This window comes from Maribacter halichondriae, from assembly GCF_027474825.1.
GTDB classification, from domain to species: Bacteria; Bacteroidota; Bacteroidia; order Flavobacteriales; family Flavobacteriaceae; genus Meishania; species Meishania halichondriae.
Genome location: NZ_CP107030.1, coordinates 169,096 through 193,596, shown reverse-complemented (window position 1 = coordinate 193,596; position 24,501 = coordinate 169,096). Strand labels below are relative to the sequence as shown.

The window sequence follows — 24,501 nt, the reverse complement described above, 5'->3', positions numbered from 1 at the left end:
CATACGCCATCGCTAATCATTCAGATAGGCCATACATTCAATTTCCACCCGGGCGTTAAACAATAATCCATTTGTCGCGAATGCACTTCTGGCCGGTTTGTTTTCAGGAAAGAACTTAATGTATTCTACATTCATTTCTGCCCATTCTTCAATAGCTGCCAGCATACAAGTGCATTTGATGATATTTTCAATTGACGACCCGTTCGCTTCCAAAATTTTCTTGATATAAAGCATTGTTTGTCGCGTTTCTGGCCCAATCCCGCCTTCAACGAGTGTAGCTTCTTCTGTAAGCCCATCCTCTGCAAGTTGACCTGACACATAAATGATATTTCCATAGATTACAGCCTGTGAAAACGGAAGGTTTAATCTGGAGAATTCTTCCGTTTCTAAATAAGTTGCATTACGCTTTGGTTTCTTTTCGGACATCATGCAAAAAGCCAGACATAGTAGCACTATTAAAACGAGCGTTGGAATTTTCATAGGGTACATATTGTTGATTTTTTGTTAATTCAATATGTTTCTTTAAGCGTGATGTAGCTTAGAACATAGTCATGAAGGGAACAGTGGTATATTTCTTCTTTTTGTTCTACTCTTTTTGTATTCCAGTTGTTTACTTGTAATGCTATAAGAATACCAACAACCACAAGTACAATTTCTCCAATTGCATAAAGGAGGTATTTGCTGAACTTGTTTTCAGCTAGTAGTTTTTGGCGAATTTTCCGAAAGAATTTTATCATTATCAAATTGGTTGGTCATTATAAAAGTTGATTATGTCTTGTCAGTGACTCTTATTTCAGTTCAAAATGCTCATAAATCGTATCATAGCCGGCGTGTAGCATTTTTCCTTCCATACCAAATTGCTCTGGTATGACACTTAGACCAAGGCCTTCAACAAAACGATTCATAAAGCTCCACGTGCAGCTGATAATTATAGCATCGTACAATGCCCTTTCCGACCAACCCGCATTGAAAACATCGTCGGTATCGGATTGCACCATTTTAGTAGGGGTAAGAGTCAGTTTTTTAAGATATTTGAATATGGGCTTCATGTTTTCATCCACATCTGCAGTGTCAACATCGTCGATAAGATTCGAAATAAGGGCCTCCTCAACCCCAAACTCCATAGCGGTAGCAGTATGTGCCCCTGTACAATATTTACATGCATTTGTGCCTGATACAAAAGCTGCTAATAATTCTCTTTGAGCGATGGAAAAAGGAGATTCATCCCCCCTCATTAAGATTTGATGTAAATCAATCATTGGTCTATCAATTCCGATATTAAATTTTGCAAAGGCATGAGGTACTTTGTCCTCAGCATCAAGTGATGGGAAAAATGGCATAACGTTTGAATTTTAGATTAATAATTAAATAATTTGATGTATTTTTTTCAATTTTAGTTGTTTTTGTACATGTAAAAATTGTAAATCATTCCCTTAACCAAGTCAAAGGTAAAACCCGAGTTTCCCCGGGTTCTACAAGCATCGGTCAGTTTAGGGATATCGCTAATTCAAATTCAACTACTGACGAGTTGCAGCTATAACCTTGGCATTTGGGCCACTAAGGTCTTTTCTGAGCGTCCATATTTCGGTTCGGTCACCATCGGTCATGGCATCGACATCGGCCAAAAATTTTGCAAAGCTTCCCGCCCCATGTACAGCTTCGTAATTTTGGACAAATTTGTCCTCTCTTCCCAGCCAAGATGAATTTTCAAAGAAATCGACCCAACCGAAATCCATTCCATCCATATTGCTCATTTCGTTCGTATAAATGCCGTAGATCTGGTCGGGCATTTTCTCTTTATAGACCTTGACTACTTTGCTTACGACCTTGTCCATAAATTCCATTTGCTTATTTCGCTTAACGTCGACCATCATTACCGAAACTTTGTTGATTTCAAAATCTTTCGAAAAATTGGATAGTTCAGGATGCATTCGCATATAGTTGACTTCAACATCGGGCATCAAAAATTTATTGATGTTTTTATTGTTGTCATCGGTATGTTCTTGACTGGAGGGTCTAGCATCCATAGCGCTCCATGGCAAGGGCCCCATGATCAACATATATTTACCAGCATTTTTACCGTTTTCGATACCATATACTCTGGCACCATAGGGTCCTTCGGCATGGAATTTTTTGTTATGAGCGGCAATGCCCGCCTCGAATTCCATAATTTTTTCCGGGTTTACCGTTAGCATTACATTTTCAATAACCAAAGCATCGTTGGTTTGTGCCATAGCCAAAATTGGCAGTAGCAATAGGGTACACATTAATTTTTTCATCGGTTCTATGTTTAAAGGGTTATTATTCTAAAGTTTGATAATCTGTTCATCTTGTCTGGCATTCAAGCCAAATGTATTTTCCACCACCTCGTACCAATCATCATCGTTGGCGGCGTTCCAATCCACCCATTTCTCATCGTTCATAGATTTTCGCCAATCCAAAAAGGGTTGTGCATCAGGGCCAACAGGATGCCTCAATTTCCAACTCATGCTTTCGGCTATTTCCAAAATCTTATCTGCAACTAATGTTGGCGATGTCGGGGTTTGAAGGGATGCCGAAAACAAACCCGCAAAGCGTTTTGAATGTGGATAAATGGACTTGTCATCCACTGCAATATCGTTGGCCATTTGCGTATTGATAATGCCAGGTTCCACGATGGCCACTCTAATATTAAATGGTTTTACCTCTTGAGCGAGAGCTTCGCTCACGGCCTCCAGCGCAAATTTGCTGGCAGAATAGGCCCCTAATGGACTACTGGAAATATGTCCGGCCACGGAGGCCACATTGATGATACATCCCTTTTGATTTTTACGCATTTCGGGCAGCACGCTATGGATACAGCGAACGACCCCAAAATAATTGGTCTCCATAGTGGCCTTGAAATCTTCCATTTTCAATTCCTCGACGGATCCATGCCGTTCAATGCCTGCATTGTTTACGAGTACATCTATCGAACTATGTTCATGGAGTATGGCATCGATACATTGGTGAACCGATGCATCGGAATCCACATCCATTTTGGAAATAATAATATCCAAAGATTCATCCTTGATTTTCTGCTTAAAGGCCGTTGCGTTTTCCGGATTTCGCATCGTCGCGAACACTTTATAGTCTGCGCGCCCAAATGCCAATGCGGTTTCAAGACCAATGCCTTTGCTTGTTCCTGTGATGAGTACTGTTTTCATAATGAATTGTATTTAGGATTGCTTGTTTTTAGATTTCAAAAGCTCAAACTTCTACCGGCATAGATACCGTGATTGGTTCCAATACCTTATGCTTGGCTTTTAAAGGCTCAGTTGCTGGGTCATTTAAGATTGTTTTAAACTTATCCATATCGGTAACCTCCATCACTAGAACCACCGAATTGGGATCGTCCGCGTCCTGAAAGGTTTTAAGATCCGATATTGCCGGGCCAAATACATCAAGTCTGTCTTGGTGGCCTTTGATCCAAGTGTCAAAATCCCCAACCTTGTGTCGTGTTACTATTGTTTTTGTCATTTTTAGTGTATTTATTTAATATGCCTACTCTATACGGTTTTCGGCTGCCCCTTTTATATTCTATAGTAACTCATTGCACCATAAAGTTGCTTGGTATTTGCATATTGCTTATGGCGCAATGGCAATATGACCGACCTCATTTACCCTAGCTTTTAATCCCGTATTGTTGAGCACATCGACGGCTTTTTGATTAAGGCCCGCATCATTCAGTTCATCGAGCATTTTACGAGTAAAAACCCATAGGTCTTGTGGCTGTATTGATGGGTCGATAACTCCATAATACCCTTGGTCGTCTCGAGGGCATATTCCGTATTTATTTCTTTGCGCATCATGAAAACCATAAAAAGCATCCATAAATGAATGGTCCTTTCGTAGCATACCTATGTACTTGATCAGTTCGGCCTTATGGCGGTCATCGCCATGATTCGCGTACCAAGTAACAATGCCTATTGGGCAAATGCTATCCAAGCTAAAGGCAAACTCTTTGGTTTCAAGGTGGTCGTCGCTTTTTTGATATACATTGTAATAGCATTCCGTTGACTCTGCCCAATTAGCCCCGATCAAGACAAGTGCCCCCTCATTCGTGCTTTCGGCAAACCATTCTAACGCGTTCTCATAGAAGTCATCTTTAAAGTAAAACAGCACGTTAAAACAGCGAATGACATCCTTCGATCCGATATCCATTTGCCCGATTCCACCTTTTTTAAATGATAGTCTATCGGTCTCATATTTCTTGATTGGATCGATCTCCAATCTGGGATAGCCTTTGTTGGTCGGTTTCACAAGTAACTCCTCCAATAAATTCTCAAAACGGTTTTTCGTAGCCGCCGAATCGTTTAAAAGGGCATTCCAGTTTTCGATTGAAGGTATTGCCGGCTGGAAGTATACGGTGGATTTGTTTTCGTCTAGTGTGGCATAGTTCTCCTCCGCATCATAGATAAGGTAAACGGGCAATGACGGATCAACGCCTGTAATGCTCCATTCGGGAAAATAGTTCGCTGTTTCGATAGTGGTGTAAGGGGGAAATCCGCAACCAATATCCAACATGGATTTATTGCCTGGGGTAATCCATGGGTTGGTTTTAATATATCGATCGATTATCGCATGTCGGCCCTGAACGGTTATGGGAGGCACCCTACCTTCCCATGCACCTGGCAGGATACGCGCAAGAAGTGATCCGAGAATTTCTCCATGGACCACGGAAACGTCTTTGGCCGGCATACCCGAACTATGCATAAATCCGAACATTCTTTCCACAAAGACAAAGACATCGGGTCTATCAACTGGTAGGTGCGATAGTTTTTCTTTAAACTGTAGCGATAATTCTCCGTTAAAAAAGCGACTGTTCAAATCTTCGACGAATTCTTTTGTGTTCATTTTGGTTGTACTTGTTTTTTATACCTATTAAGGGTTTTAGGAAACCTAACAGGATCCACCCATAGTTCCCCCGAAATACAGATAGATTGCCCTGCTAGGTATAGTTGTTCATCTATTTTGGACGATTAATCGAATGATCCAATTGGTTCTCTATTATTTACTTTCCGCCTCGGCGAGCTGTTTTGTATCAACATACTGTTGAAAACCGATTACTTTACCATTTCTGAGTGTCCATAGATGGGCTGCCTGTGCATCGATTGTAGCCCCGTTTGCTTTTAGTTTGCCGTTGTATCGTAGCGTGGCGAATACTTCATCATTGACCATTTCGTGCAATTTGATTTTTTCAAGAGTGAAAGATTCATAGTTTTCCCCAATCTTGTTGAATATACCGTTCAGCACCGCATCCGGACCTTTGTAGGGGTTGCCATCAGCTAAGGAATTTCCTTCGGCTTCCATCCATATGACCTTTTGGTCGAGCGAGGCAAGAACCGCAGGAATATCACCTGTTGAAAAAGATTGGTACATGCCGTTTACGATGGCCCTATTATCTCCTGGGGGGAAGTTGTTATTGGCCTCAATTTCCTGTAAGGCCAAAACCATAGGGGCATTGTCCCAATTACCGCTGGTGCGGACAATTTTCCCGTCTTTAAATTGCCCCGTCAAATGGATGGGAATCTTGATTTTCTTGCCATTTGCCTTTAGTGTTCCTTCCCAATCGCCCCAAAAGTTGACCCAAGTATCACCTTTGTCGGTTATTACCATTTCATATTCTTGGTCCTTATCCAAAAAACCTCGATTTGAAAGGTTGGATAGACTCTCTTTGTGGTAGGCAACCATTTCCTCCAGTGATAGGCCAACATCCGAACTATTGTTGAATGTTTTTGCGGTATCGGCATATTGCGAAGTCATACCTTCCCAATCTTGGTCGTTATAACTTTTGATGACCGACTTAAAAGTGTCAATTTCCGGCGAATTCTGCGTGTACCGCTGTTTTTGGTTACAAGCTGTAAAAAGGACTATTGCAAGCCCCATTATGAATACTTTTTTCATTGTTTTTGATTTAAGTTGGTTAGAATGAAATCCAGACGATTATTATCAGGGTTTCCAAATATTAGTTTGAAGACGAATACGCCATATCAGGTCGCATTTGACCTTCGATTATTTCATACTCCAAAAGACTAGCTTGAAAGTCTCCAAAGGTTTTGGCCCATTCCTCTCCCAAAAGCTTATTGTTCTCTGCAATTTTAGTTGCATAGTCTACAGCATCTTTCGCCGCTATTGCCACCATGTAAAAGGCGCCACGTGCACCAAAACCACTTTTGTACGAACGATAATGAACATTTGAGCCATTACTCTCAAAAAGCTTTTTGATAGCCATCGCCTTTTCTCTCACCATATCTTCATTGGCAGGGGTATAATGGAAATAGTGGAACTTTCGGTAGTCTTGCCCTTCTGGCGTTTGTGTCATGCCGTCAGGCATATAACTTAGTTCTTCATCTAAATGAATGACGTAGTCATGTTCGATATTATAGCTTTTGTCCATTTCATCGAATAAAGCACTCATTGCTCCCGAACCCATTTTTTCAGATAAGGTATTAAAAGCGTCATAATTGATATCGGCCATTGATGCTATTGGACTGACCCATAGGTAGCGATGGTCAACAGTATTGGTAACAATCATACCTATCCCTTGAATACTATGCTTTTTCAAATTGGACGTCAAGTCTTTGCAGACTTTTTCGTAAGCGGTGACCATCGAAGGCTTTACTACATCTTCGTGAACCCAAAACGACTGGGTTTTGCTGTCTTGGGCATAGGTCAAACTTGGTATTAGTAAAAATGCAAATGCCATTAAAAGTGTTGTTTTCAGTGTTTTCATAATTTCTCGGTTTTTGTTATTATTTATGTTTACTGGTTATTCCAATACTGGTGGGTTCAGGGTATAGCCCAATTGCTGCAACAGTTCTAGCTCGTTGTAATAGACATCTTCTTGCACCAATTTTCCTTCGGCATTAAAATGTAAATGCGAGATACCTTGGAGCTTTACTTTTTTCCCAGTAGGTGCCGATTCGCCGAAAATCCCGGTATTAGTGCCCGTTGAAGTCCATTGCAGGTAAACATCGTCGTTTTGTATATCGCTGTGTTCCAATTGTAGGTGCAGGTCTGGGAAAGCGGTAAAAAAGATGTTCATATTGGCCTCCAGCTCGTTTTGGTTGCTTGCCACCTCGATTCCGTTTTGGTTTCTGATGACATTTTCGGTGGATATCGACCTAAGGGAGTCGACGTTTTGGCCATTCCATGCATGATCCACAAAGCAATTTAGATTTGAGGAAATTTGATTTTGGCTGATTTGCTCCTTCATGTTAGGAGTACTTTGAACATCGCCTTTGCAGGAAACGTTTAACGCAAGAAATAAAAGGTAAGTAAGGCCTATAATTTTCATGGTTCCCATTTTAGGCAAGATTGCTTGTTCATTCTGGGGGAACGCTCATAGCACTGATACTAAGACAACTTAAATAAAGTCAATTACTAAAGCCTTTTGAACCGATTTAGGACGAACGTATGGTTTCCTTGTCCGAATGCACACTATTATTTATCGAACGATATATGCCATAATTGTTGTATATTTAACATTCAACCGTTCCCCCCGTAGACAACCGGACCCTTGCATGCAAAGCTTTTTTTATAAAGCCATCTGTTTTTGCATCCTTTCTTTTTTGAATTGCGGTCTTACTCTTGCCCAGATTATCGATTTTGAAAGCGAAAAGCCTTACAAAAAGGTCTTTGTGGATACCGATAATTTTGGAACTTCCTATTTGGATACTTTGGAGCAAGCCTATCCGAAAGCAAGACCCGACTCCCTAAAATTCTCTATACTAAATGATTTGGCATATTATTGGCACACCCGCAATTTGCCAAAAGCGATGGATTTCACCGAAATTGGATTGCAATTGACTTCGGCCAAAAAAAACATCTTATGGCAAGGTCGATTTCAGATAACCCAAGGGGCCATATTGCTGCGAATGGAAAAACTCGATGAGGCCGAGCGGGTGCTTGAAAACGCAAAGACCAAAGTTCGTGAAACCGATTTGGCCCATCTCATCACGCAATTGGGTTATGTGCACGAGCGGCGTGGAAAATTGGGTAGTGCCGCGGACTTTGCTCTTGAAACCCTTTCTCTGGGCCAGAAATTGAACGACAAAAGGGCCATGGCCATGGCCTATAGCGATCTGAGCAATTTGTTTTGGAAACAGTCCAAATTTGAAGCAGGATTGGAATATGGACTTAAATCACTGGCGCTCTTTGAGGAACGTGGTATCAATGATTTGGACTATGATTTCACCTTGTTCGTCGTCGGCAATAACTATGTGTCTTTGAATGAATTCGACAAGGCCCTAAACTATTTCCAACACTCCGTAGCTATTGGTGAGCGCTACGGCTTTTATAATAATTTAAGCGACGCGTACATTTATTTGCTCGACTTGTACGCATATCAAAACGAATTCGAAAAAGCTGAGGAGGCCGGTGCCGATGCACTAAAATATGCCGAATTACTGGACAATAATTTTATGACCATGCGCAGTTGGTTATCCATTGGAAAACTGTATAACCTGCAGGGAAAATATTCTGGTGCCATTGAAAGCCTTCAAAAATGCATTACCATTGCCACCGACGAATTTGGGGACAATTTTTTCCTGAGCCAGGCTTATGAGGCCCTGGGGAAGGCATATGCGGGAAACTATCAATATCAGGAGGCTTATCAGGCCCTCGCCGAATATGACAAGTATAAAAGTGCGGTTTTTACAGCTGAGGCCGACCAACGCATCTCAAGGCTTCGCACGGAGTTCGATGTGGCGCAAAAAGAGAGTACGATCGAGTTGCAGGAAACCCAAATAATAAAACAGCGAACACGACAAAACTTGTTCTTGATCATAGCCGTTTTACTATTACTATTGCTTGTGTTAGCTATTAAGGCCATGCAGAACAAGTTCAAGATCAACCAACTTTTGCAGAAGCAGAACAAAGAAAAGGAGTTTTTATTAAAAGAAATCCATCACCGTGTAAAGAACAATCTTGAAATTGTGTCAAGCCTTTTGTCGTTACAATCTGCTCAAATTGATGACCCAGATACTATCGAGGCCATACAAAAGAGCCAACAGCGGGTTCAGAGTATGAGCATAATACATCAAAAACTATATCAGGGTAAGAGTTTGGCCGCCATCGAAATGAAGGAATATTTCAAAAATCTGGGTGATTTCATCATCGATTCCTTTGGGGCTCGAGAGCAAATTATACTTATTTGTGACATGAAAGAAATTGAACTTAATGTTGATATCGCGATTCCTATTGGATTGATTGTCAATGAATTAATTTCAAATTCTTTAAAGTATGCTTTTACAAAGGATGGCTCAGGACGGATTGAAATCAGTCTTAGCGAGGTAGGATCCGAAGTTCACCTTAAAGTAGCCGACAACGGCATAGGTAGAATAGAAAGCGATCCACAAAAGGGTACTGGTTTTGGTACACAGCTCATTGAACTTTTGACCAAGCAATTGGATGGTAGCATGAAACTGACGGTAGATAACGGAACTTCCGTTTTCTTTGAATTTCAACTGAACAAGGCCGCTTAAAATGGAGGGAAGAACTAGAATATTGATCGTTGAGGATGATATGATCATCGCCGCGAATATATCGTTACAGCTATTGAACTTAGGATATGAGGTAACAGGTATTGAATCACGAGGGGAAGAAGCCATTGCGCATGCCGTAAACTATGGACCGGATGTGATTTTAATGGATATCAATCTAAAAGGAGCCCTGAACGGTATAGAAACGGTTTCGGCCATTCACAAAAAACATGACATTCCGGTAATCTATCTTACGGCCAATAGCGATGAGGCAACTTTTTCAAAGGCTAAAGAAACCCATCCGTATGCCTTTATATCAAAACCCTTTAATAAATTGGATTTGCAGCGCACCGTTGCCTTGGTGGTCGAGCAGGTAAGGGAAAAGAAAGAAACCCTGAAAAATGTTCGACATATTGAAGTACTTGACGACAGAATCTTTGTTCGCCACAACGGTAGGATGGAAAAGTTACTTTTGGAAAACATTCTATATATCGAGGCAGATCGTAACTATTGCACTTTGGTTACCGATAATACCAATCACGTGCTGACGAGTACGCTTAAAACGATGGAAGAAAAGCTTCCAAAGCCAATGTTTATTCGAGTGCACAGATCTTTTATAATTAATTTGTCAAAGTTGGATGTTTTAGCCGACGGTCATTTAGAGGTAGGAAGAAAGGTAATCCCCATTGGAAAATCGCACAAAGAACCGTTGTTGAATCGCCTACATACCATTTGATAAGCTCAAACCCCTAGAAAAGTACTGCTCGATAGCTCAAAGTACCGCTTGGGACACTTAAAGCACATGTTCGTCCTGTTTTCAATTCTTTTACGGATTAAATCCACTACCATTAGTATATGGTTCGGGGGAACCATAATTAGGAATTCGAATTTGGGATATTAACAAAATGTCCATGTTCATGGCCCAAACGAATTCTACTAACCAATAAAATAATAGAACATGAAAAAAGTAGTACTGATTGCCGTATTGATGCTGTTCGGTGTAATGGCCAATGCACAGGAAAAATTATATCTGGTTTTCGAATTCATGAAAGTGGATAATGAACAGGAAGCTGCCTATGGAGAAACCGAGGAGTTTTGGCAAAAGATCCAAGAACAACGCGTAAAAGCAGGAGACATCATGGGTTGGGACTTATGGACATTAAAGCCAGGTGGCGAAATGCAAGATTTTCAGTATCTGACAGTCTCGCTATACAAAGACCCTGTCAAAATGATGGATGGTAGTAGCTGGAGTAATCTTATGGATAGAGCCAAAGCTGCCTATCCAAATATGAATGAAGCCGACCTGATGGACAAACTCAATGGTTCATCTAAAAATCGAGATTTGGCAGTTCGGATATATGCCGAAGAAATCGCCACAACCACAGGTTCATCACCATCCGAAATGGTTCTAGGTACTGTTGCCCAATTGGATATGATGAAGGTAGACCTTATGAATTACGGCACCTACGAAAAAGCGGAAAAAGAAGTCTTTCAGACCTTACATCAAAAGGCAGTCGATGCAGGTGAGAAGACCAGTTGGGGATTGATCAGGTTTATGAGCCCTATAGGAAGTGATACCTATGCCTCGCACATGACCGTTAGCATGTTCGATGGTTATAAGCAGGCGTTAAATCAAAATATTGATTGGGAGGAGGGGTCAACTCCAGCAAAAACAAAGTTGATGCAAGAAGGTATGGCGGCTAGGGATATGAAATATGTTTATATGGCTGAATTGGTTAGAATGGCGCGTTAGCAAAAAAGCCTAAAACAGTTTCAAAGATAATTTTACATTGGCCCTATGGCTAAAATGCCATAGGGTTTTTATGTATGTAAGACTTATAGTGGTTTTTGACTAAAAAATTGATCCCGACCCCTTGATTTATTGCTGTTTCTGTTCCGATTTTGGTTGTTTCCGCGCCGATAGTTGGAATTGACGGCGTGATGGTGGTTTTTACAAAGCTACGAACACCTGTTTCAAGCATAAATAGAACCCTTGCGTAGCTCTTCCTCAATAGAACTAATTACTGTTTCAATATTTTTAAGTACCTCGGAGTTTTTGAATCGAAGTTCCTGTACGCCAATTCCATTTAAGTATTTTGTTCGGTCGAAGTCTTTCTCAGTTTGTTCAAGACTATCATGATATTCACCATCCAGTTCTATGGAAAGTCTTTTTTTATGACAATAGAAGTCTAAAATATAGGTGTTTATGGGATGTTGTCTTCGAAATTTGAATCCTAATGGTTTTCCCTTTAGGTATTCCCATAACTTTTTTTCAGATTTGGTCATCCTAGACCTTAGCTTTTCCGCGTTTTAAAGATTTCTGGAGAAGCCCCATCGTGCATTCCTGTTATTTTCGACCAATCTTTTTCCAAGGAATTCCATTTCTTTATATTGGACAAAATAGGGAATTTATTCTTTTTACACCGCCGATTTCCTTTCCCCAACCCTGAAGGGAGTGGAAATCGGCTCCATCCAGTCATGGGAGAACCTTTTTGGGTTTTAGTATGATTTTGACGAAATTGTTGTTATTTGCAAAATCCAGAAAAAGTCCACCCTTTAGGGTCGGGGAACGACTTTTTCGGCTTTTCGGCATAAGATATCAATCTCTCCCACGAGACTTATTGCTGCCTCGATTCCGATTTTGATTGTTTCCGCCCCTATAATTGGAATTTCCCGAACGGTTTCGATTTCTATTTCGATTTCTCGATGAATTCGGATTTCTCGGCTTTTGGGGTTGTTGTGGCGTTTCCGGTTCGTCGTCATCGTCATCGACAAATTGATGCTCCGGCATTCTGGGTACTTCTTGCTTTATGAGTTTTTCTATATCTTGTAAATAGGGCCTTTCCTCTTTATCACAAAATGAAAGGGCGATGCCGCTTGCACTGGCCCGACCTGTTCGCCCGATTCGGTGTACATAAGTTTCAGAAACGTTCGGAAGATCATAGTTGACGACCAAGGAAAGTTCCTCGACATCTATACCACGGGCGGCGATATCGGTGGCGATCAATACCCGTAGTTTCCCATCCTTGAAATCGCCCAGGGCCTTTTGGCGGGCGGTCTGGGATTTATTGCCGTGAATGGCAGCGGACTTTATTCCCGCTTGTGCCAGTTTCTTCACGATTTTATTCGCACCGTGTTTTGTGCGCGAAAAAACGAGCACGGAGTCATTCGGCCGTTCCTTTAAAAGATAGGCCAACAATTTCGGCTTGTTTTGTTTAGAAACAAAATAAACACCTTGTTCTACCTTCTCGGCGGTCGCTTGCTCCGGTTTTATCGTGACCCTTTCAAAATCGCCTAACATCTTTCTGGAAAGTTCGACGATATCCTTGGGCATGGTCGCCGAAAAGAAAAGTGATTGTCGTTTTGGCGGTAGTTTGGCGATGATTTTTTTGATGTCATGTATAAAGCCCATATCCAACATCTGATCCGCCTCATCGAGCACCACGACTTCAAGGTCTCTAAAAGTGATAAAGCCTTGATTCATGAGATCCAAGAGTCTGCCGGGGGTGGCTATGAGTATATCGACTCCATTGCGCAGTGCACTTACCTGTTTTCCTTGTTTTATCCCACCGAAGATTACCGTATTTCGAAGTCCGGTAAACTTTCCGTAGGCGGTAAAACTTTCGCCTATTTGAATGGCAAGTTCGCGCGTAGGCGTCACTACCAAAGCCTTGATTTTTTTCTTTTATTGTCGCGAAGGCTGATGCCTTCATATAAATGATGTAGGATTGGAATGCCAAAAGCCGCTGTCTTTCCAGTACCGGTCTGGGCTACACCCAAAAGGTCTTTTCCTTTCAGTAAGATAGGAATTGCTTGTTCTTGAATGGGAGTGGGAGTGGTGTAACCTTCGGCCTCAACAGCACGAAGTATGGGTTCGGCAATGCCGAGGTCTTTAAAAGTCATAATTTCAAATAAGCCGCAAAGATACAGTTAAACAATGGATAACGATTTTAATAGGCAAATCATTCGTTTGAAAGATAGTCTTTGAAAAACCTATCACCACAATATCAAGGCCTTTGAACATGTGTTTACGGCATCTTACAACAAAAATTTTGTAAGCCAATACTTACGTATTTACTTTGCCTTTTCTAGAGTGATTACCTTACTTTTTGTCAACTTCAATAATGAGAGTTCTACAAATCTTTCTTTATATCGTTTCATTTTTATATTTCTGCCAACTCCGTGGTCAGGATACCTTTGCCGATAACTTTCAAAGTGTCAGTTACGCGAATAGTGATGGATCTGAGCTTTTTCTGGGTAATTGGACAGAAACAGGGGAGGGTACAAACCCAAGTAACGGACGTATGAGAATTGTGGGCGATCGTCTGCGTTTTCAGAATCTTGATACCCGATATATAACCAGAAACCTTGATTTGTCGCCCTATAACGATGTGACTTTAACATTGGATTATGACCGTGATGTAGGGGATGAATCAATGGATGTGCAGTTATTCAATGGTTCTAGCTTTATCACCATTGCGACGATATCAGGTACGAACAGTTTAAGCTATGACTTGGCTCCGGCCGAGATTAGTGCTAGTTCTGCCATACGGTTCGTTGCAACCGATGGTGTTTGGGACGGTAGTAACGATAGATATTACATCGATAATGTGCTGTTCACGGCAGAAATACCTGACCAGCCTCCACTGGTCGTTGGTTCTGGAAATCAAGTCTATTGTCCCGGGGCCTCTATGCCGGTTGCCCAAAGCATTACGATTACGGATCCTGACGATACCTCTACCACTGCCGTTTATATTCAAATTTCAGGAGGTTACGTCAATGGGGAAGATTTACTTACCCTAACGGGAAGTCATCCCAGTATAACGCCAACTTGGGATGCCGTTCAAGGAGAGCTCACACTTCAAGGCCCTGCGACTTATATCGAATTTGAAGCGGCCGTACTCGCAACGGAATTTTCATCAAGTTCGGCAAGTCCGTCGGGTATCAGACAATTTTCGATTACCGTTGGCGAGGCCAATTATTTGCCTTCGACAAGCCATTATTACGAGTTTGTTTCTGATCCCAATATTAGCTGGACGGATGCCGAAATCGCTGCGAGCAATCGAACCTATTTCGGTTTGCAAGGCTATCTAGCCACTTTGACCTCGCAGGCGGAAGCTGATTTTTCGGGTTCTCAGGCGCAAGGCGTGGGTTGGATAGGGGCAACGGATGCCGCCGTTGAAGGAGAATGGCGATGGGTGACCGGACCCGAGGCCGGAACTCAATTTTGGAGCGGGGCTGCGGGAGGTACCGAACTGACCTTTGCTTTTTGGAATTCAGGTGAACCCAATGATTACCCGGATAATGGAATTGATGGTCAGGAAAATTATGCCCACATCACCGATCCCTCGGTTACATCGTCACCAGGTTCTTGGAACGATCTACCCAATGTTACAGCTACAAGCGGCGCTTATTCGGCACAAGGCTATGTGGTCGAATATGGTGGTATGGTGGGAGACCCCCCTCTTAATATTACGGCCACGACCACTTTGAATATTAGTCTCTGCAACGTAATTACAAACAAAAGAATTACCTACCGGGTCAATAGAAACTAAGTTCTAGTAGATTATAGATTTGCAACGGCCGCCTCTGCACATCGTTCACCATCCATTGCGGCGGACACAATACCCCCTGCATAACCACCACCCTCACCACACGGGAAAAGGCCTTTGATTTCAGGATGCTCCAAATGCTCATTTCTAGGGATGGTGACCGGTGATGAGGTTCTTGACTCAACGCCCACAATATTGGCTTCCGAGGTGTAGTAGCCCTTCATTTTCTTTCCGAATTCGGTAAATCCGGCACGTAGACGGCTTCCGATTAATTTCGGAAGGAGCGAATGTAAGGGCGCTGATTTGAGCCCGGGTTGATAGGAGGTAGGGTTGAGGTCTTCTGAAATATTTCCTTCTACAAAATCTGTCAATCGTTGTGCGGGAGCCGTTTGTGTTCGTCCGCCGGAAGTAAAAGCCAAACGCTCCAAGTCTTTTTGATATTCCAAGCCCTTCAAAGTTCCGAACCGCTCGTATTTGGGGATATCGGTATCCACATTGATTTCTACCACTATACCCGAATTGGCATATAGATTATTTCTTTTGGAAGGAGACATGCCATTGACGACCACCTCTCCTGGAGCAGTTGCTGCTGGAACGATGAATCCACCGGGACACATACAAAATGAATATACGCCTCGACCTTTAACCTGCTGGACCAAGCTGTAAGCTGCCGCCGGAAGCAATTCGTTTCTTGAACCAGAACAATGGTATTGAATGGAATCGATGATATGCTGCGGATGTTCCACCCGAACTCCCATGGCGAACGACTTTGCTTTTAAGGTGATTTTCTTCTTTTCAAGCAGGTAAAAAATATCACGGGCCGAATGCCCCGTTGCCAAGATAACGCGATTGACCTCCATTTCAATTTTATTTTTTAAAACAATGGTTTTCAATTGGTTATTATGTATTATGAAATCTGTTACTTTAGTATTTAAATGGACTTCGCCGCCATGTTTCAAAATCGTCTCCCTAATGTTTTGTACAATTTTCGGCAGCTTGTTCGTGCCGATATGAGGGTGGGCATCGATTAGAATTTGTTCGGTAGCGCCATGGTGGACCAAACTCTCAAAAATGCGCCGAACATCGCCGCGTTTCAAGCTTCGGGTGTAGAGTTTTCCGTCGGAATACGTGCCTGCACCACCTTCCCCAAAGCAATAATTCGAATCTTCGTTTACGATATGGTCTTGGTTGATGGCTTTTAGGTCACGTCGTCGGTCTTGTACATTCTTACCGCGTTCTAGAACGATAGGTTTGAAGCCAAGCTCCAAACAGCGCAGGGCGGCCCACATACCCGCTGGTCCGAATCCAATGATGTGTATGGGCTTGGCTTTGGAAATATCTCGGTACTCGAAGGTGTATTGTTCTTTAGGGGGATTCTCTCCAATGAAGACGGCCAATTTGTAATTGAAAACGACTTCTGGTTTTCTGGCATCGATGGATTTTCGGAGAATTTTAAAGCTAAATTCCTCTTGCGAGAGCCCGAGGTATTTCGCAATCCTTTGCTTTAGGCTTCCCTCATGCGCCTCTTCTTCAAGGGTCAGGCGGATTTGAACATGTTTGACCATATTGTAAAATTAAGGGAAATCAATAGGAACATCGGCACACAATACTGCACGGCTCTTCCATAGTGTTAAAGCTTATTTCTTCCGAATCCACAAATTACCACCTTGATTTTTGTAGGCTAATGGCATATTCTTGAAAACTTCAGGATGTCTTGTATGTAAATAATGGGAAAACAACAAAATCTCATAATCCGTATTGTGACTTAGAAAGGCACGCATTAAATAGGCTTCGTTCCAATTTCGACCGTCATAGACCCACTCTTTAGGATATTCAAAAGGATAAAATATATCGTGAATATGAATGATAACCCCAGATTGTAATACCGGAAGAATCTTGAAAAGTTCATAGTTTACGTCGCTTCCGGTTTTACTCACATGGCTGCTATCGATAAAAAGAATATCGTTGGCTTCCAATGTTTTAAAAACATCCAAAGAAACAGATTGCACTTTTTTATCCAAAACGGTACACGACGAAGTGTCAGATTTCTTGAAAGTGCTATATAATTTTTTAGGATAGGGGTCGATAAAGGTTATTTCCATCTTGGGATTAAATAATTCTTTGGTATCCAACATCATAGCACTAGAATACCCTGAACCGATTTCGATGATACGTCTGGGTTGAAAATGCCGTATCATGGAATATAACATGATGCCATCGGTGTAGGCGTATGACGAATTATCGAGATAATATCGCGTAGTATCGGTCTTTTGCTCGGAAAATGGCAACTCTGCATAGTAATTTTTAAACTCCTTTACCAATTGAAGTTGCGCATCGGTATTTAAATCGATACTTGAAATAAAATTACCATTCTGTTCTTCCCAAATCTGATTTTCAAAACCGTCGATATCGTGTTTTGAAACAATGGGCGAGTAAAAATAGCCCATCGGAAATTTGCTAAGAGGTATATAGCGGTTCCATCGGGTAAGTGTTCTTAAAAGCCCCGATACAAAGTTTCGTTTTAATTTTTTGGTCATAGACTAAAATTGTGACCTCATCATGAGTGAGTAATATTTTAAGTTGCCGAATTTAATGAAATTGAAGATAGCGAACACATTTGGTTTTTTTTAAAGACAAAACCAACATGCTTGTCTATGAAATTACCATATTTATTAACTAACCATTAATTTATTACCTTGGTTATATGCAACCACCAACAACTATGAAGATTATATCTAAGGGATTTTTATCCTATTTACTGCCCCTATTTTTTTTATTCGCTTGTAAATCAGATCATAAATATGTGGTTGATGATATGCCACGCCGCATTGAACTCCTTTTCTTGGGATATGAACAAGAGCATCATAATTCTCGGGCGTACTTTCCCATTCTCGCGTCAGCTTTGACCAAAGATGGTATTAACATTACCTATACAGAAGATGTGAATGACATAAATGCCAAAAATTTGAATATATATGATGGATTGATCATTTATGCCAACCATGAATCGATAAATCCCTCGCAAGAAAAGGCCCTTATGAATTTTGTTTCTGACGGACATGCTTTTATTCCCTTACATTCCGCAAGTTTCTGTTTTAAGAACTCCCCGAAATACATCGATTTGGTGGGCGCCCAATTTATGGACCACGGAACCGGCACTTTTACAGCTTCCATAGTAAATAAAAAGCATCCAATCATGAAAACGGTTGCCGAATTCGAAACTTGGGATGAAACCTACAATCATGATAAAATAGCAGAAGACATTACTGTATTAATGGAACGTGTTGAAGGTGACCACCATGAGCCCTATACTTGGGTAAAGAATTATGGAAAGGGAAAAGTGTTCTACACGGCTTTTGGTCATGACGAACGCACTTGGCAAAATGCAGGTTTTCAGAATTTGGTTAAAGAAGGAATTCTTTGGGCGGTTGACGAAACTGCCAAAAAGAATTGGACAGATTTTATGGTCGATATGCCCACATTGGTTTATGAAGAGCGGTCCGGAATTCCTAATTATGAAAAGCGGAATCCAGCTCCCAAATACCAATTGCCGCTAACTCCTCAAGAATCTGAAAAATTAATTCAAGTACCTGCAGGTTTTAAGCTGGAGTTGTTCGCGTCGGAACCTGATATTATCAATCCTATTGCGATGAATTGGGATGAGAAAGGACGCCTTTGGGTGATTGAAACCGTTGATTACCCGAACACGGTGCGTGAGGAAAACGGAATCGGTGATGATAAAGTGAAGATTTTAGAGGACACCAACGGCGACGGAAAGGCTGATAAGGTTACTGTTTTTGCAGAGCAATTGAATATTCCTACCAGTTTCTCATTCTATGATGGTGGCATTGTGGTTTCACAAGCCCCGCATTTTCTGTTCTTAAAAGATACGGATGGTGATGATAAAGCTGATGTCCGCGAAACCATCATTGATGGTTGGGGCGTATCCGATACGCATGCAGGTCCTTCGAACTTGCAATATGGCATGGATAACAATCTGTATGGAGTTGTGGGTTACTCGGGTTTTGAAGGAACTATTTATGATAAAACCTACGATTTCAGTCAAGATGTGTATCGTTTTAATCCGAAGAAAAAATACTTTGAGGTTTTGACCGGAACCAGTAACAATACTTGGGGACTGGGAATCACCGAAGACAATTCCATTTTTGCCTCAACGGCGAACAATACCCACAGCGTCTTTTTGGGGATGACCGATGCTGCCATGAAAGGTTTGGATGGCATACTGGCCCAGGGAAGTATGAAAATTGATGGGCATTATGATATGAAACCTATCACACCCAATTATAGGCAAGTAGACGTTTTTGGTGGATTTACGGCCGCAGCAGGGCATCATTTTTATACGGCTAGAACGTATCCAAGTTCATATTGGAATAAAGTAGCCTTTGTTTGCGAGCCAACAGGGGGCTTGGTACATATCGCGAAAATCGAAAAAAATGGCGCCGGTTATGTGGAAAAGGATGGGGGTAATCTTTTTGCAAGTTCCGATGAATGGGTATCTCCGGTAGAAGCTAAAGTCGGTCCCGATGGAAACGTTTGGGTGGCCGACTGGTATAATTTTATCGTACAGCATAACCCAACACCAACGGAAAGTTTTGGTGGATTTACAGGCGAAAACGGAGAGGGTAATGCCTATGTAAATCCCTTACGCGATAAATCTAGAGGTCGTATTTGGCGTGTTATACCAAAAGCAGTCGAAACTCAAGACCCTCTAGTCTTAAGTAAAGATAATCCAGATGAATTGGTAGAAGCTTTATCCCATGAAAACATGTTCTGGCGCATGACCGCTCAACGCTTATTGGTAGAGCGTGCCAATACCGATGTGTTGGGTTCGCTTTACAAATTGATAAATGACACCAAAGTAGATGCTCAAGGAATGAACCCTAGTGCATTACATGCCTTATGGACGATTGAAGGTTTAGGTGTTTTGGGTGTGGATGAAGATGCAACCAATGCAGTAGCAGGCGCCTTATTTCATCCAGCAGCAGCTGTTCGAAAGGCTGCTATTCAGATGCTTCCTCGAAATGAGAAAACAGATGCTGCTTTGAACAAAGCCAAGATTTTAAATGATAAAGATGCCTCAGTAAAAATGGCTGCTTTGCTGTATTATGTGGAAAGACCAGCAACTGAATCTTTAGGAAGTCAACTATACCAATTAAGCAAGGAAAGTACTATTACCGAAGATAACTGGCTCTCAAAAGCCGTGTATGCCGCAGCGAGTAGTCATGGCGCAGGTTTCATGAAGCAATATGTTGCGGAAAATCCTGATGCTAAACTGGCGTCTGTTGCCAAAGTAAAAAGACAGGCAACGGATTATGATGACGGTTCTTGGAAGACTATGGATTTACCCCAATACATTGAAGATGCTGGACTGCAAATGGATGGCATTATTTGGTTTCGGCGCGATTTTAATTTTAGCACGAATGCTTCCACATACGTTTCCTTAGGTCCAATTGATGATTCGGATATTGCTTATATCAATGGAGTTCAAATAGGACTTACGGAAAACGAACACGCGAAAAATCGCTATTATAATGTACCTGTAGGAATATTGAACAAAGGTGAAAACACCATAGCGATACGTGTAGAGGATACCGGCCAAGGAGGTGGTATCTATGGAGAAGCCAAACAACTATTCATTCGTTCAGGTGATAACAAGGTTTCTTTAGCTGGTGCTTGGAAATATGAGGTGGAAACCGATTTTTCAGAAGTTTCGAATAACGCTTTTGGGGGCGCTTCTATCGCAGCTGTTTTTGCAGAAAACTACGATAAACCTTTGGTTGAAGTTGATGAGGCAATGAATGTAGGGGATGAAGGCACGGTCATCAACATTAAGACGATTCAGAATGAAATGAAGTATGATTTGAGCGAATTCGAAGTAACGGCAGGAAGTACGGTAACCTTAGTATTCGAGAATAATGATTTCATGTTGCACAATATTTTGATTTTAGAACAAGGGAGCCTTGAAAAGGTAGGTGCCGTAGCGGATAAAATGGCTCAGGATCCAAATGGTGAGGCTCGAAATTACATTCCAAGTATGCCTGAAGTATTGTATTCGACCGCTATGGTAAACCCTGGCGAAAAGGTGAGGTTACGTTTTACGGTTCCGTCCAAACCCGGTGAATATCCTTATGTCTGTACATTTCCCGGGCATTGGAAAATCATGAGAGGAGTAATGAAAGTTGTGGCCAATCCGATTTAAATGAGCAAACAGCTAAAGTTTGGGGTGAGTACATGGTTGTGGGAAGCTCCCTTTACAACGGCATCCATACATCTATTTCCAAAAATAAAGGAAATGGGTTTTGATGTGGTGGAAATTCCTGTTGAAGACCCATCTTTTATAGATGTTACGGTCGTTAAAAAAGCATTGCAAGAAAATGGACTCGAACCATCAATCTGTATTGTTTTTGGCGATGATAAGGATTTAACTTCTGCCGATGCCTCACTACATCAGAATTGTTTTGAACATGCTGAAAAATGTTTTGAACTTGCCGCAAGATTGGGTGTAAGCTTTGTTGCCGGACCGCTTTATGCCGCTGTTGGTAAGGCAAGATTGGCATCCGAAGCCGAAAAAAAGCGGAGTGGGGCAGGGCGGTCACTAATTTGAGAGCCTTGGCGGAAATTGCAAGAAAATATAATCTAGAAATCGCTTTAGAGCCTTTGAATCGATTTGAGTCCGATTTAATCAATACGGCTGAAGATATGGTCAGTCTGCTGAATGACATTGATGAAGATAACATGAAAATTATTTTGGATAGTTTTCACATGACCATTGAGGAACAGGATTTTCGTAAAGCCATTCAGACTGCTGGAGACAAATTAATCCATATTCAGGTTTCTGAAAACCATAGAGGAATTCCCGGTACGGGACTAACGCCTTGGAACGAATTTGCAAAAGGTCTAGCTGAGGTAAATTACTCCGGTTCCATAGTTATTGAGAGTTTTACCCCTGAAAATATAGAGCTGGCAGCAGCCGTGAATATCTGGAAAAAATTGGCACCAAGTCAAGATGAATTTGCCCGTAAAGGATTGGAATTTTTAAAACATACATTTAACGATTAGGATTTATAAAATGAGCGAGAAAATCAGAGTAGCGATTGTCGGTTTAGGTTTTGGGGCCGAGTTTATCCCCATTTATCAAAAATACCCCAATGCCGAGTTGGTTGCCTTATGCCAACGAAACGAAGAAAAGCTAAATGAAATAGCCGATGCTTTTGGTATTGAAAAAAGGTATACGTCATACGAGGAACTACTTAAAGACCCTGATATCGATGCAGTACATATCAATACCCCGATACCCAATCACGGCGAACAGTCCATTCAAGCATTGAAAGCGGGTAAACATGTGGCCTGTACCGTACCCATGGCCACAACGGTAGAAGAATGTGAGGAAATCGTTCGCTTGACCAAAGAAACCGGACTGACCTATATGATGATGGAAACGGTGGTATATGCTCGCGAATTTCTGTACATGAAAGAATTATATGAAAATGGTGAATTGGGAAAAATTCAATTTCTAAAAGCCAGTCACCAACAAGATATGGATGGCTGGCCTAATTATTGGCCCGGTCTTCCTCCCATGCACTACGCTACACATTGCGTGGGGCCTATTTTGGCATTGACCCGAGACGAAGCGGAATATGTTTCATGTTTTGGCTCTGGAACCATTCGTGAGGAATTGATTGGCGAATACAATTCCCCTTATGCCGTGGAGACTACGCACATTAAATTCCGAAACTCCGATTTGAGTGCACAAGTGTATCGTTCGTTATTCGACGTGGCACGACAGTATCGTGAAAGTTTCGAAGTATATGGCTCAAAAAAATCAGTAGAATGGCCATTGATAGAAGGAAAACCCTTAGTGGTTCATACAGCCAAAAAACCCGAGCCCGAAATTCCTGAAGAAGTTGAAAGTCCTGATTTTGCCAAACTACTTCCTGAAGAAATCCAGTCATTTACAACCCAAGGGGTTTATGATACTGATGACAATCAGCATTTATCATTTACCCAAGGTGCGGGTCATGGAGGTTCGCATCCGCATTTGGTGCATGCTTTTGTTGACGCTTTGATAACCGGTAAATCGCCTTACCCAAATGCCAAACAATCGGCGAATATTACCTGTGTGGGTATTTTGGCCCATGAATCGGCATTAAAAGGCGGGGAGATTATAAAGCTTCCTGAATTTACTTTTTCCTAAATCGACTTTAAATATAATACAATCGTCCAACAGTTAAACTGTTGGACTTTTTTATTGGTCTCGACTTTGTACAATTCATCCCTTGAAACCTACAACTCGGTATTTCTTTTTCCTTTTTATCATGAAATCCCATCAAATTTGTGCGATACTCGAATTTAAATCGAACTACTATGAAAAACATCGTAACGATACTTTTGATACTCTGGGCGGTCGGCGCTACGGCCCAGGAAAACAATGGGGTTACCATTGAAATCGAAATAACCAATATTGAAAGTTCAGAAGGCAAAATACTTGTCGGACTCTATGATTCTGATGACAATTGGTTAAAAAAGCCTTTTAAGGCGGTTTCCGTAAAAATTGAAAATGGCAAGAGCAAGGCACGATTTGATGATGTTCCTAAAGGTGTTTATGCTGTATCACTGTACCATGATGAGAACGATAATGGGGAATTGGACACAAATTTTCTAGGAATTCCCAAAGAAGATACCGGTGCATCGAATAATGCGCCAGCTAATTTTGGCCCTCCAACATGGGAGGATGCCAAATTCGAAATCACGGAAAAAATTAAAAAACAAACTATTAAACTTTAAAATTGAAAACCATGAGAAAAGTAATTCTGATTATTGCATTGGTCGCGACCTCAATGTCGATGGCCCAAGACCAATACACCAAAGGCATGCAAAAAGCCTTTCAGCTTTGGGGCGAGGGCAAGACCGCTGAAGCTTCGAATATGTTCGAGCGCATCGCCTCTGTCGAATTGGACAATTGGCTGCCGCACTATTATGTAGCACAAGTGAATACAGTGATTTCCTTCGGAGAAAAGGACAAAGAGAAATTGACCCAACAATTGGAAAAAGCGCAAGAGTCTGTTGATATTGCGAAAGCTATCTCTCCCGATAATCCGGAAATATTGGTGCAGCAGGCGATGGTGCATACGGCTTGGGTGGCGTTCGATGGGGAAACATACGGCATGACATTGGCACCAAAAGTGACCTCCATTTATGCAAAAGCCGCAGAGTTGGCTCCTGATAACCCACGAGTAGTGTTTTCAAAGGCGCAGTGGGATATGGGTTCGGCCCAATACTTCGGCGGCGATGTGACTCCGTATTGCAAAGATGTCGAGCGCGCTATCGAACTTTTCAATAACTTTAAGCCTGAGTCCGATTTTCATCCCAATTGGGGCAAAGATCAGGCAGAGGCCACTTTGGAAAATTGTGGTAAATAAAATTCG

21 protein-coding genes and 3 pseudogenes are annotated in these 24,501 nt (G+C 41.7%); 10 read left to right on the top strand and 14 right to left on the bottom strand.

The window, feature by feature from the left end; all coding sequences use genetic code 11:
• Window positions 1–12: 12 nt before the first annotated feature.
• The 10 genes and pseudogenes from N8A86_RS00900 to N8A86_RS00855 all read right to left on the bottom strand — a co-directional run bounded on the left by N8A86_RS00900 (window position 13) and on the right by N8A86_RS00855 (window position 7,318).
• Complete coding sequence (locus N8A86_RS00900) at window positions 13–480, bottom strand: RidA family protein (RefSeq protein WP_273567353.1); 468 nt, start codon at window positions 478–480, stop codon at window positions 13–15.
• A 95-nt stretch (window positions 481–575) separates the two neighbouring features.
• Window positions 576–737 (bottom strand): annotated as a pseudogene (locus N8A86_RS00895) (DUF6090 family protein); the annotation flags it as partial.
• Window positions 738–788: 51 nt separating this feature from the next.
• Entirely contained in the window at window positions 789–1,340 is a 552-nt protein-coding gene (locus N8A86_RS00890) for a carboxymuconolactone decarboxylase family protein (RefSeq protein WP_273567352.1), read from the bottom strand.
• 177 nt (window positions 1,341–1,517) lie between these two features.
• The gene (locus tag N8A86_RS00885; RefSeq protein WP_273567351.1) at window positions 1,518–2,279 is read right to left on the bottom strand and encodes a hypothetical protein; all 762 of its coding nucleotides are present in this window, start codon (window positions 2,277–2,279) and stop codon (window positions 1,518–1,520) included.
• Window positions 2,280–2,306: 27 nt separating this feature from the next.
• Complete coding sequence (locus N8A86_RS00880) at window positions 2,307–3,185, bottom strand: SDR family oxidoreductase (protein ID WP_273567350.1); 879 nt, start codon at window positions 3,183–3,185, stop codon at window positions 2,307–2,309.
• A gap of 43 nt (window positions 3,186–3,228) precedes the next feature.
• The gene (locus N8A86_RS00875; protein ID WP_273567349.1) at window positions 3,229–3,498 is read right to left on the bottom strand and encodes a hypothetical protein; all 270 of its coding nucleotides are present in this window, start codon (window positions 3,496–3,498) and stop codon (window positions 3,229–3,231) included.
• 108 nt (window positions 3,499–3,606) lie between these two features.
• Window positions 3,607–4,875 carry a hypothetical protein gene (locus tag N8A86_RS00870; RefSeq protein WP_273567348.1) on the bottom strand — a complete coding sequence of 423 codons (1,269 nt, stop codon included), beginning with the start codon at window positions 4,873–4,875 and terminating at the stop codon, window positions 3,607–3,609.
• A gap of 153 nt (window positions 4,876–5,028) precedes the next feature.
• Complete coding sequence (locus tag N8A86_RS00865) at window positions 5,029–5,925, bottom strand: nuclear transport factor 2 family protein (RefSeq protein ID WP_273567347.1); 897 nt, start codon at window positions 5,923–5,925, stop codon at window positions 5,029–5,031.
• 61 nt (window positions 5,926–5,986) lie between these two features.
• Window positions 5,987–6,754 (bottom strand): hypothetical protein, encoded by a 768-nt coding sequence (locus N8A86_RS00860; RefSeq protein WP_273567346.1) that lies wholly within the window; start codon window positions 6,752–6,754, stop codon window positions 5,987–5,989.
• Between the two features lie 36 nt (window positions 6,755–6,790).
• Window positions 6,791–7,318: an ester cyclase gene (locus tag N8A86_RS00855; RefSeq protein ID WP_273567345.1), complete on the bottom strand. Its 528-nt coding sequence runs from the start codon at window positions 7,316–7,318 to the stop codon at window positions 6,791–6,793.
• Between the two features lie 226 nt (window positions 7,319–7,544).
• On the opposite strand from N8A86_RS00855, the gene N8A86_RS00850 reads away from it, so the two are divergent.
• The 3 genes from N8A86_RS00850 (at window position 7,545) to N8A86_RS00840 (ending at window position 11,256) form a co-directional block, all read left to right on the top strand.
• Complete coding sequence (locus tag N8A86_RS00850) at window positions 7,545–9,506, top strand: sensor histidine kinase (RefSeq protein WP_273567344.1); 1,962 nt, start codon at window positions 7,545–7,547, stop codon at window positions 9,504–9,506.
• Between the two features lies 1 nt (window position 9,507).
• Window positions 9,508–10,239, top strand: coding sequence for a response regulator (locus N8A86_RS00845; RefSeq protein WP_273567343.1), 732 nt, complete (start codon window positions 9,508–9,510; stop codon window positions 10,237–10,239).
• Window positions 10,240–10,461: 222 nt separating this feature from the next.
• Window positions 10,462–11,256 carry a hypothetical protein gene (locus tag N8A86_RS00840; RefSeq protein WP_273567342.1) on the top strand — a complete coding sequence of 265 codons (795 nt, stop codon included), beginning with the start codon at window positions 10,462–10,464 and terminating at the stop codon, window positions 11,254–11,256.
• A 221-nt stretch (window positions 11,257–11,477) separates the two neighbouring features.
• On the opposite strand, the pseudogene N8A86_RS00835 reads toward N8A86_RS00840, so the two are convergent.
• Window positions 11,478–11,801: pseudogene (locus tag N8A86_RS00835) on the bottom strand (endonuclease domain-containing protein); the annotation flags it as partial.
• Between the two features lie 301 nt (window positions 11,802–12,102).
• Window positions 12,103–13,406: pseudogene (locus N8A86_RS00830) on the bottom strand (DEAD/DEAH box helicase).
• A gap of 221 nt (window positions 13,407–13,627) precedes the next feature.
• On the opposite strand from N8A86_RS00830, the gene N8A86_RS00820 reads away from it, so the two are divergent.
• Window positions 13,628–15,058 (top strand): C-type lectin domain-containing protein, encoded by a 1,431-nt coding sequence (locus tag N8A86_RS00820; RefSeq protein WP_273567340.1) that lies wholly within the window; start codon window positions 13,628–13,630, stop codon window positions 15,056–15,058.
• A gap of 11 nt (window positions 15,059–15,069) precedes the next feature.
• Here N8A86_RS00820 and N8A86_RS00815 read toward each other — a convergent pair whose 3' ends face one another.
• Entirely contained in the window at window positions 15,070–16,620 is a 1,551-nt protein-coding gene (locus N8A86_RS00815; RefSeq protein WP_273567339.1) for an NAD(P)/FAD-dependent oxidoreductase, read from the bottom strand.
• Between the two features lie 72 nt (window positions 16,621–16,692).
• A complete protein-coding gene (locus N8A86_RS00810; RefSeq protein ID WP_273567338.1) occupies window positions 16,693–17,592 on the bottom strand; it encodes a class I SAM-dependent methyltransferase in 900 nt (299 codons plus the stop codon).
• A 185-nt stretch (window positions 17,593–17,777) separates the two neighbouring features.
• On the opposite strand from N8A86_RS00810, the gene N8A86_RS00805 reads away from it, so the two are divergent.
• The 6 genes from N8A86_RS00805 (at window position 17,778) to N8A86_RS00780 (ending at window position 24,495) form a co-directional block, all read left to right on the top strand.
• Window positions 17,778–21,275 (top strand): PVC-type heme-binding CxxCH protein, encoded by a 3,498-nt coding sequence (locus N8A86_RS00805; protein WP_273567337.1) that lies wholly within the window; start codon window positions 17,778–17,780, stop codon window positions 21,273–21,275.
• On the top strand, window positions 21,276–21,680 hold the full coding sequence (locus N8A86_RS00800; RefSeq protein ID WP_273567336.1) for a sugar phosphate isomerase/epimerase family protein: 405 nt from the start codon (window positions 21,276–21,278) through the stop codon (window positions 21,678–21,680). It abuts the gene before it with no gap.
• Window positions 21,681–21,685: 5 nt separating this feature from the next.
• Window positions 21,686–22,135 (top strand): sugar phosphate isomerase/epimerase family protein, encoded by a 450-nt coding sequence (locus N8A86_RS00795; protein WP_273567335.1) that lies wholly within the window; start codon window positions 21,686–21,688, stop codon window positions 22,133–22,135.
• Window positions 22,136–22,145: 10 nt separating this feature from the next.
• The gene (locus tag N8A86_RS00790) at window positions 22,146–23,270 is read left to right on the top strand and encodes a Gfo/Idh/MocA family protein (protein WP_273567334.1); all 1,125 of its coding nucleotides are present in this window, start codon (window positions 22,146–22,148) and stop codon (window positions 23,268–23,270) included.
• 170 nt (window positions 23,271–23,440) lie between these two features.
• The gene (locus N8A86_RS00785; protein WP_273567333.1) at window positions 23,441–23,860 is read left to right on the top strand and encodes a DUF2141 domain-containing protein; all 420 of its coding nucleotides are present in this window, start codon (window positions 23,441–23,443) and stop codon (window positions 23,858–23,860) included.
• An 11-nt stretch (window positions 23,861–23,871) separates the two neighbouring features.
• Entirely contained in the window at window positions 23,872–24,495 is a 624-nt protein-coding gene (locus N8A86_RS00780) for a hypothetical protein (protein WP_273567332.1), read from the top strand.
• The last annotated feature ends 6 nt before the right edge of the window (window positions 24,496–24,501 follow it).

Bases quoted from the DNA above. Each gene is read 5' to 3' on its own strand.
- N8A86_RS00820 (WP_273567340.1), top strand. From the start codon at position 13,628: ATGAGAGTTCTACAAATCTTTCTTTATATCGTTTCATTTTTATATTTC.
- N8A86_RS00780 (WP_273567332.1), top strand. From the start codon at position 23,872: ATGAGAAAAGTAATTCTGATTATTGCATTGGTCGCGACCTCAATGTCG.
- N8A86_RS00865 (WP_273567347.1), bottom strand. From the start codon at position 5,925: ATGAAAAAAGTATTCATAATGGGGCTTGCAATAGTCCTTTTTACAGCT.
- N8A86_RS00785 (WP_273567333.1), top strand. From the start codon at position 23,441: ATGAAAAACATCGTAACGATACTTTTGATACTCTGGGCGGTCGGCGCT.
- N8A86_RS00860 (WP_273567346.1), bottom strand. From the start codon at position 6,754: ATGAAAACACTGAAAACAACACTTTTAATGGCATTTGCATTTTTACTA.
- N8A86_RS00855 (WP_273567345.1), bottom strand. From the start codon at position 7,318: ATGAAAATTATAGGCCTTACTTACCTTTTATTTCTTGCGTTAAACGTT.
- N8A86_RS00870 (WP_273567348.1), bottom strand. From the start codon at position 4,875: ATGAACACAAAAGAATTCGTCGAAGATTTGAACAGTCGCTTTTTTAAC.
- N8A86_RS00805 (WP_273567337.1), top strand. From the start codon at position 17,778: ATGAAGATTATATCTAAGGGATTTTTATCCTATTTACTGCCCCTATTT.
- N8A86_RS00885 (WP_273567351.1), bottom strand. From the start codon at position 2,279: ATGAAAAAATTAATGTGTACCCTATTGCTACTGCCAATTTTGGCTATG.
- N8A86_RS00845 (WP_273567343.1), top strand. From the start codon at position 9,508: ATGGAGGGAAGAACTAGAATATTGATCGTTGAGGATGATATGATCATC.
- N8A86_RS00900 (WP_273567353.1), bottom strand. From the start codon at position 480: ATGAAAATTCCAACGCTCGTTTTAATAGTGCTACTATGTCTGGCTTTT.
- N8A86_RS00890 (WP_273567352.1), bottom strand. From the start codon at position 1,340: ATGCCATTTTTCCCATCACTTGATGCTGAGGACAAAGTACCTCATGCC.
- N8A86_RS00810 (WP_273567338.1), bottom strand. From the start codon at position 17,592: ATGACCAAAAAATTAAAACGAAACTTTGTATCGGGGCTTTTAAGAACA.
- N8A86_RS00880 (WP_273567350.1), bottom strand. From the start codon at position 3,185: ATGAAAACAGTACTCATCACAGGAACAAGCAAAGGCATTGGTCTTGAA.
- N8A86_RS00815 (WP_273567339.1), bottom strand. From the start codon at position 16,620: ATGGTCAAACATGTTCAAATCCGCCTGACCCTTGAAGAAGAGGCGCAT.
- N8A86_RS00800 (WP_273567336.1), top strand. From the start codon at position 21,276: ATGAGCAAACAGCTAAAGTTTGGGGTGAGTACATGGTTGTGGGAAGCT.
- N8A86_RS00850 (WP_273567344.1), top strand. From the start codon at position 7,545: ATGCAAAGCTTTTTTTATAAAGCCATCTGTTTTTGCATCCTTTCTTTT.
- N8A86_RS00790 (WP_273567334.1), top strand. From the start codon at position 22,146: ATGAGCGAGAAAATCAGAGTAGCGATTGTCGGTTTAGGTTTTGGGGCC.
- N8A86_RS00840 (WP_273567342.1), top strand. From the start codon at position 10,462: ATGAAAAAAGTAGTACTGATTGCCGTATTGATGCTGTTCGGTGTAATG.
- N8A86_RS00875 (WP_273567349.1), bottom strand. From the start codon at position 3,498: ATGACAAAAACAATAGTAACACGACACAAGGTTGGGGATTTTGACACT.